This is a genomic window from Trebonia sp. (assembly GCF_030042015.1).
Taxonomy (GTDB): domain Bacteria; phylum Actinomycetota; class Actinomycetes; order Streptosporangiales; family Streptosporangiaceae; genus Trebonia.
In genome coordinates, this window is sequence record NZ_JASIAL010000421.1 from 1 (window position 1) to 7,344 (window position 7,344).

The following is a 7,344-nucleotide window of genomic DNA, read 5'->3' on the forward strand; positions in this document are numbered from 1 at the left end:
GATGGCGGCGGCGGGAATACCACTTTGCCGCGAAGTGCTGTTACTCTTGGTCGCTGACCAGTCTGGTGCGCAGGCACCGGACGTGCAAGCGGAGGACCACCTCCCACCTAGCCGGCCTGCTGGCTGGCGGGTCCGGCCGCAGCCTCGCGGCTGCCTGGCGCGCATAGCGCGTGACCAGCGGCGACAGGTTCGCGGCACGGCGCGGTCGCCGGCGAGGGCCGGCGCACGCCGCCGTTGTTGTGGTAGCCCCGCGGCGCACGCGCCTTGCGGGGCTTTTCCGTCTGGCGAGGTCGCGGCAAGCGCCGCCGGAAGGGCCGGCGGCAACAGATGGGCTATGGAGGTCACATCAGCGCCGAAACGCGTGTCAACGAGCGCATCCGCGCTCCGGAGGTCCGGCTTGTCGGCCCGAAGGGCGAGCAGATCGGGATCGTCTCCATCAACGAGGCGCTCCGGCTCGCGCAGGAGGCCGACCTTGATCTGGTCGAGGTCGCCCCGACCGCGCGGCCCCCGGTCTGTAAGCTCATGGACTACGGCAAGTTCAAGTACGAGTCCGCGGTCAAGGCCAGGGAGTCGCGCAAGAACCAGACGCAGACGATCGTCAAGGAGATCAAGCTCCGCCCCAAGATCGACCCGCATGACTACGGCACCAAGCGGGGCCACGTCGAGCGGTTCCTCAAGGCGGGGGACAAGGTCAAGGTGACGATCATGTTCCGGGGACGCGAGCAGTCCCGGCCGGAACTCGGATTCCGCCTGCTGCAGAAGTTGGCCGACGACGTCACCGAGCTCGGGTTCGTGGAGTCGCAGCCGAAGCAGGACGGGCGGAACATGATCATGGTGATCGGCCCGCACCGGAAGAAGACCGAGAGCAAGGCCGATCGCAACGCACAGCAGGCGGTCGCGCAGGCGGGTCAGGGGGTCCCCAGCCCGCGCAGCGAGGCGGCCACGGCGCCGACCGACGTGTAGTCGGACAGTGTTACCCGCATCGCGGGAGGAATGAGCGATGCGGCTCCCTGCCGAGCCGCATCGCCCGGCAGGGTGCGCCCGCCGGGGCTACCACAGATTGGAGCGGCGACCATGCCGAAGATGAAGACCCACAGCGGGGCCGCCAAGCGGTTCAAGGTCACCGGCGGCGGCAAGATCATGCGGCTGCGCGCGAACCGCAGCCACCTTTTCGAGCACAAGTCCTCCCGCGTCACGCGCCGGCTCTACGGGCCGGTGGAGGTCTCGCCCGCTAACGCCAGGGCAGTCAAGAAGATGCTTGGCAGGTAACCGCCTGACGCGACAACACCGAGGAGATTGAACGATGGCACGCGTAAAGCGGTCGATTAACGCGAAGAAGAAGCGCAGGGTTGTCCTCGAGCGGGCGAAGGGCTACCGGGGCCAGCGCTCACGGCTGTACCGCAAGGCCAAGGAGCAGGTCCTCCACTCGATGACCTACGCCTACCGCGACCGCAAGGACCGCAAGGGCAACTTCCGCCGGCTGTGGATCCAGCGCATCAACGCCGCCGCGCGGGCGAACGGGATGACCTACAACCGGTTCGTGCAGGGGCTCAAGGCGGCCGGCGTCGAGGTAGACCGCCGTGTCCTCGCCGAACTGGCGGTCACCGACGAGGCGGCCTTCGCCGCGCTTGTCGAGGTCGCGCGCCAGGCGGTACCTGAGAGCGCTGACGCGGCCGCCTGACCGCGGTGGACTACCGCGGCGTGAGTCCGGCGCGCCTGCGGGCGGCCCGCCGGCTGACCAAGCGGGCGCTGCGGCAGCGTGACCGGGTCTTCCTCGCCGAGGGCCCGCAGGCTGTCTCCGCGGCGCTCGCCACCGGGGCGCGCGTCACCGGCCTGTTCGTCACCGCGCCCGCGCAGGCGCGGCACGCCGCGCTTGTCGCGGCGGCCGCCGAAGCGGGCGCCGACGTGCAGGTGGTCAGCGGCGAGCTGATGAGCGAGCTCGCGCAGACCGTCACCCCGCAGGGGGTGCTGGCGGTCTGCGACTTCATCGACGTCCCGCTCGGCCAGGTCGTCGCGGCCGCGCCGAGGCTCGTGGCGCTGCTCGCCAACGTGCGGGACCCGGGGAACGCGGGCACCGTGCTGCGCACCGCCGACGCGGCGGGGGCCGACGCGGTCGTCTTCGCCGACGCCTCGGTCGACCCGTACAACGGCAAGTGCGTGCGGGCCAGCGCGGGCAGCCTGTTCCACCTGCCGATCGTGGCGGGCGTCCGGCTGCCCGAGGCGGTGGCGGCGCTGCGCGCGGCGGGCCTGCGGATCGTCGCGGCCGACGGCCGGGCCGGCGTCACCCTGGCCGACCCGCGAGCGCGCCAAGCGCTCGCCAGCCCGACCGCGTGGCTGTTCGGCAACGAGGCGTGGGGACTGTCGGCCGACCTGCTCGCGCTGGCGGACGAGTCCGTGGCCGTGCCGATCTACGGCCGGGCGGAGAGCCTGAACCTGGCGGCCGCGGCCGCGGTGTGCATGTACGCGTCCGCGGCCGCGCTGCGGGTCCGCGACCAGGCCCGATGATTACGTCGCGTTGCGGGTCCTCATGCGCGGTGACCGGTCGTCGCGCAGCGTATTCGCGCTAAAACATAGAGAAATCCCGCGCCCGGGGCTGTCGGTGAAGTGCGTAACCGCGCTAGAGTCTGATCACATTCCGTCACCCGAATCGTGGAACGAGCCAGGCCGTGGCCGCAGCGTGCGGCCCTGCCGGACGGAGGCGTCGCAGTCGTGGAGGACAACACCGCGAGCCGGGGTACCGTCGGCCCGCCTGAGCGGGCCGGCGGCATGCCCGCCGTGCCGCCGCCTCCGCGCACGCCGCCGCCGCTGATGGCCGATGAGCTTCCCGACGGGCTCGTCGTCGCCGACGACGTGGGGCGCGTGATCGTCTTCAACCGGGCCGCCGCCCGGCTCACGAACACCCCGCCCGAAGAGGCGATCGGCAAGTTCGTCTCCGCCGTGCTGCCGTTCCGCGACGACGACGGCAGGGACTGGTGGGTGTTCGTCGATCCCTACCACGGCCTCGCCACCCGCACCAGGCACCCGGAGCGGAGCCTGTTCCTTTCCGACGGCACCGAGCTGCTCGTTTCCGTCGGCTACGTCCGCGACGGCCGCCACGGCCCGGTCCAGCGCCTCGTGATCTCGCTGCGCGGTGCCCAGCAGCGCGCCCGGCTCGAGCGCAGCCGCGCCGAGCTTGTGTCCACGGTCGCGCACGAGCTCCGCTCCCCGCTGACCTCCGTCAAGGGGTTCACCGCCACGCTGCTGGCCAAGTGGCACCGGTTCACCGACGACCAGAAGGTCGTCATGCTCGAGACGGTCAACGCGGACGCGGACCGGGTCACCCGGCTGATCACCGAGCTGCTCGACGTGTCCCGGATCGAGTCGGGCCGGATGGAGGTGCACAGGGAGCTCGTCGACATCCCGGACCGGGCGAGGAAGCTCATCGCGGGGCGGGTGGCGGCCGGCGAGCCGGAGGACAAGTTCCGCCTTGAGGCGGCGGCGGACCTGCCCGGCACCTGGCTCGACGCCGACAAGATCGACCAGATCCTGTCCAACCTCGTGGAGAACGCGGTCAGGCACGGGGCTGGTATCGTGACAGTCGTGGTAGAGCGCGCGCGCATCGGCGGCGACCAGGCGGAAGCGGTCGCCGTATCCGTGCGCGACCAGGGGGAGGGGATCCCCCCGGAGATGGCGCTGCGCGTGTTCCGCCAGTTCTGGCGCGGCAAGCGCCGTGGCGGCACCGGCCTTGGCCTGTACATCGTGAAGGGCCTCGTCGAAGCGCTTGGCGGCGACATCACCGTGGGCCGCGCCCCCGGCGGCGGCGCGGAGTTCCGATTTATCCTGCCCGCGGGCGGGCCCGTCGCGTAGGCGTAAGCCGTCGGCGTGCCGCGCGACGCGGGCCACCAGCCCGGTAGGGTCTGCGTGCTTGACGCAGTCGCCACCCTTCGTTCGGGATAAATGTCCGCTGCCGCCGCCGGCGCGGGCCGCCAGCTGTGTACGGCCTTTAGGAAGCGAAAGATGTCCGCACCGAACAAGAACTACGACCCGGTCGAGGTGACCGCGTTGTCAGCCGGGCAAGTCCAGCGCGCGCTGTCGGCCGCGCTCGCCGCCATCGACAGCGCGAAAACGCTGGACGAGCTCAAGGAGGCGCGGCTCGCGCACGGCGGGGACAAGGCGCCGCTGTCCCTGGCCCGCGCGGAGATCGGCGCGCTGCCGCCGGCGGCACGGGCCGAGGCGGGCCGCCGCGTCGGCGCCGCCACGGCGCGGGTGCGGGACGCGCTGTCGGCTCGCCAGGCCCAGCTTGAGAAGGAACGCGACGACAGCGTCCTCGTCACAGGGAAAGTCGACGTCACGCTGCCGTTCGACCGGACCCCGCCGGGCGCGCGGCACCCGGTCACGCTCATCGCGGGCAAGCTCGCCGACGTGTTCGTCGCGATGGGCTACGAGGTCGCCGACGGGCCCGAGGTCGAGGCCGAGTGGTACAACTTCGACGCGCTCAACATCCCGCCCGACCACCCGGCGCGGGAGATGCAGGACACCCTGTTCATCGCGCCCCCCGGCAGCGGCATCGTGCTGCGCACCCAGACCTCGCCTGTGCAGATCCGGTCGCTGCTGACCCGGCCGCTGCCGCTGTACGTGGTCAGCCCGGGCCGGGTGTACCGCAACGAGGCCATGGACGCCACCCACCTGTCGGCCTTCTACCAGATCGAGGGGCTGGCCGTGGACGAGGGGCTGACGATGGCGGACATGCGCGGGGCGATCCAGGCGTTCGTGGACGCGCTGTTCGGGTCGGGGCTGAAGACGCGGCTGCGGCCGGACTACTTCCCGTTCACCGAGCCGTCGGCGGAAGTGGCCATGGAGTGCCACGTGTGCCGGGGCGCGTCGGTCAAGCCGGGGGCGGACCCCTGCCGTATCTGCCGCTCCACGGGCTGGGTGGAGATCGCCGGCTGCGGCATGGTCAACCCCCGCGTGCTCGTGGCCTGCGGCATCGACCCGGACCGGTACAGCGGGTTCGCGTTCGGGCTGGGCATCGAGCGGGCGCTGATGCTCGCCTACGGCGTGTCCGACATCAGGGACACCGTGGAGGGTGACGTGCGGTTCAGCCGGGCCTTCGGCACGGAGATCTAGGCGATCGAGGAGATCGAGGAGAGCAGGCGATGCGGGTACCGATTTCCTGGCTGCGTGCCTACGCGCCGATACCCGAGCCGGTCGACGCGGCCGAGGCCGGCAGGCGGCTGACCGCGGCCGGCCTCGAGGTCGAGGCGGTCGAGCCGGCCGGGCACGACATCCACGGCGTGCTGGTCGGCCAGGTGCTGGCCATCGAGGAGCTGACCGGGTTCAAGAAGCCGATCAGGTACTGCCGGGTGGCGGTGTCCGAGGCCGAGCTCGCCGGCCCGCCTGCCGACGCGACCGGGGTGATCTGCGGCGCGACCAACTTCGCGGCCGGTGACCGGGTCGCGTTCGCCCAGCCAGGCGCCATGCTGCCCGGCGGGTTCGAGATCGGCGCGAAGAAGGCCTACGGCCGCATGTCCGAGGGCATGATCTGCTCGGTCAAGGAGCTGGCGATCGGCGACGACCACACCGGGATCCTGGTGCTCCCGCCGGACGCGCCGCTCGGCATGGACTTCGTGCAGTACGCGAACCTGCGCGACGACGTGCTTGAGATCACCGTGACGCCTGACCGCGGCTACGCGGTCAGCATCCGCGGCGTGGCCCGCGAACTGGCCAGCGCGTACGGGGTGCCGTTCACCGACCCGGCGCAGACGTTCCTGCCCGGCGAGGACGTCTCCGGCCAGGACGTCGCCGGCCAGGACGCCGCCGGCGAGGACGTCTCCGGCCAGGACGCCGTCGGCCAGGACGCCGCCGAGGCGGGCTACCCCGAGGGCGGCGCGGACGTCCCCGCCGTTCGCGACGTGTTCGGCGCCGACCTGGCCGCGCTCGGCGCCGACGTCTGGCCGGCCAGCATCGCCGACCCCACCGCCTGCGACCGGTTCGTGCTGCGCGAGGTGCGCGGCTTCAACCCCCAGGCGCCGACGCCGCTGTGGATGCGGGTGCGGCTGGCGCGCTGCGGGGTGCGCACCGTGTCGCTGGCCGTCGACGTGACCAACTACCTGATGCTTGAGCTCGGCCAGCCGCTGCACGCGTTCGACCGCGCCAAGCTCAGCGGGCCGATCGTGGTCAGGCGCGCGCGGGCAGGGGAGACCCTGCAGACGCTGGACCACGTCACGCGCAGGCTGTACCCGCGGGACATCCTCATCACCGACGACTCAGGCCCGATCTCGATGGCCGGCACGATGGGCGGCCTCGCCACCGAGATCGACGAGAACTCCGCCGACATCGTCATCGAGGGCGCGCACTTTTCCGCTATCGGCACCGCGACGATGAGCCGCAGGCACAAGCTGCACAGCGAGGCGTCGTACCGGTTCGAGCGGGGGGTGGACCGCGAGCTGCCGCTGCGCGCCACCGCCCGCGCGGTCGCGCTGCTTGCCTCGCTCGGCGGCGCGCGGCTCGTGCCCGGCTGCACGCACGCGCAGACCGAAGTCACGCCGATCACGATCGCCATGGCCGCCGACTACCCGGACCGGGTGGCCGGCGTCGTGTACGGCATGGAGACCGTCGTGGCGCGGCTTGCCGAGGTGGGCTGCGAGGTGCGTTCCGTGCACCACGCGGCGCCGCCGACGGTCGCCCCCTGGCGGGCGGACGGGGCCGCCTCGGCGAAGGCCGGCGCTCCCGAGGAAGCCGACCAGCACGGCAGGCACGATCGCCTGCACCCCGTGCTCGAGGTCACGCCGCCGTCGTGGCGCAGCGACCTCACCGATCCGGCGGACCTGGCCGAGGAGGTCATCCGCCTGGAGGGCTACGGAAACGTGCCGGCCAGGCTGCCCAGGGCGCTGGCCGGGCGCGGGCTGACCGCCAGGCAGCGGCTGATCGCCGCGATCGGCCGCACGCTGGCCGACGCCGGGTTCGTCGAGGTGCACACGGACCCGTTCGCGCCGGTCACGGAGGCGGACGACCTGATGCTGCCGCCCGAGGACCAGCGGCGGCCCGCGGTGCGGGTCGCCAACCCGCTCAGCGAGGACCAGCCGAACCTGCGCACGACCCTGCTGCCCGGGCTGTTCCGCACCCTGCTGCGCAACATCGGCCGCGGCTTCCCGGACACGGCCCTGTTCGAGACGGGCCTGGTGTTCTGGCCGCGGCCCGGCTCGCCGGGGGTGGCGCCGATCCTGGCCACCGACCGCGGGCCGACCGTGGCCGAGCTTGCCACGCTCGAGGCGGCCCTGCCTGACCAGCCGCTGCGGATCGCCGCGGTGCTCGCGGGCCACCGCGAGCTGCCCGGCTGGTGGGGGCCGGGCCGCGCCGCCAGCT

The 7,344-nt window shown here is 72.5% G+C and carries 7 protein-coding genes; all 7 read left to right on the forward strand.

The genetic code is table 11. From position 1 onward, the window contains the following. Window positions 1-327: 327 nt before the first annotated feature. Window positions 328-963 (forward strand): translation initiation factor IF-3, encoded by a 636-nt coding sequence (gene infC, locus Q1N79_RS22625; RefSeq protein WP_300612159.1) that lies wholly within the window; start codon window positions 328-330, stop codon window positions 961-963. Between the two features lie 111 nt (window positions 964-1,074). After that, window positions 1,075-1,269 carry a 50S ribosomal protein L35 gene (gene rpmI, locus Q1N79_RS22630; protein ID WP_300612161.1) on the forward strand — a complete coding sequence of 65 codons (195 nt, stop codon included), beginning with the start codon at window positions 1,075-1,077 and terminating at the stop codon, window positions 1,267-1,269. A 34-nt stretch (window positions 1,270-1,303) separates the two neighbouring features. Then, window positions 1,304-1,681, forward strand: a complete 378-nt coding sequence (gene rplT / locus Q1N79_RS22635; protein ID WP_300612163.1) for a 50S ribosomal protein L20 — start codon at window positions 1,304-1,306, stop codon at window positions 1,679-1,681. A gap of 20 nt (window positions 1,682-1,701) precedes the next feature. Continuing rightward, window positions 1,702-2,505, forward strand: a complete 804-nt coding sequence (locus tag Q1N79_RS22640) for an RNA methyltransferase (protein ID WP_300612164.1) — start codon at window positions 1,702-1,704, stop codon at window positions 2,503-2,505. Window positions 2,506-2,766: 261 nt separating this feature from the next. Continuing rightward, window positions 2,767-3,846, forward strand: coding sequence for an ATP-binding protein (locus Q1N79_RS22645; RefSeq protein ID WP_300612170.1), 1,080 nt, complete (start codon window positions 2,767-2,769; stop codon window positions 3,844-3,846). 150 nt (window positions 3,847-3,996) lie between these two features. Beyond that, window positions 3,997-5,106 (forward strand): phenylalanine--tRNA ligase subunit alpha, encoded by a 1,110-nt coding sequence (gene pheS, locus Q1N79_RS22650; RefSeq protein WP_300612166.1) that lies wholly within the window; start codon window positions 3,997-3,999, stop codon window positions 5,104-5,106. A gap of 29 nt (window positions 5,107-5,135) precedes the next feature. Continuing rightward, window positions 5,136-7,344 (forward strand): phenylalanine--tRNA ligase subunit beta (locus tag Q1N79_RS22655; protein WP_300612168.1); only part of this gene is annotated, 2,209 nt, incomplete at its 3' end.

Excerpts from the sequence above, each read along its gene's own strand:
- pheS (WP_300612166.1), top strand. The coding sequence starts at position 3,997 with ATGTCCGCACCGAACAAGAACTACGACCCGGTCGAGGTGACCGCGTTG.
- rplT (WP_300612163.1), top strand. The coding sequence starts at position 1,304 with ATGGCACGCGTAAAGCGGTCGATTAACGCGAAGAAGAAGCGCAGGGTT.
- infC (WP_300612159.1), top strand. The coding sequence starts at position 328 with ATGGGCTATGGAGGTCACATCAGCGCCGAAACGCGTGTCAACGAGCGC.
- Q1N79_RS22645 (WP_300612170.1), top strand. The coding sequence starts at position 2,767 with ATGCCCGCCGTGCCGCCGCCTCCGCGCACGCCGCCGCCGCTGATGGCC.
- rpmI (WP_300612161.1), top strand. The coding sequence starts at position 1,075 with ATGCCGAAGATGAAGACCCACAGCGGGGCCGCCAAGCGGTTCAAGGTC.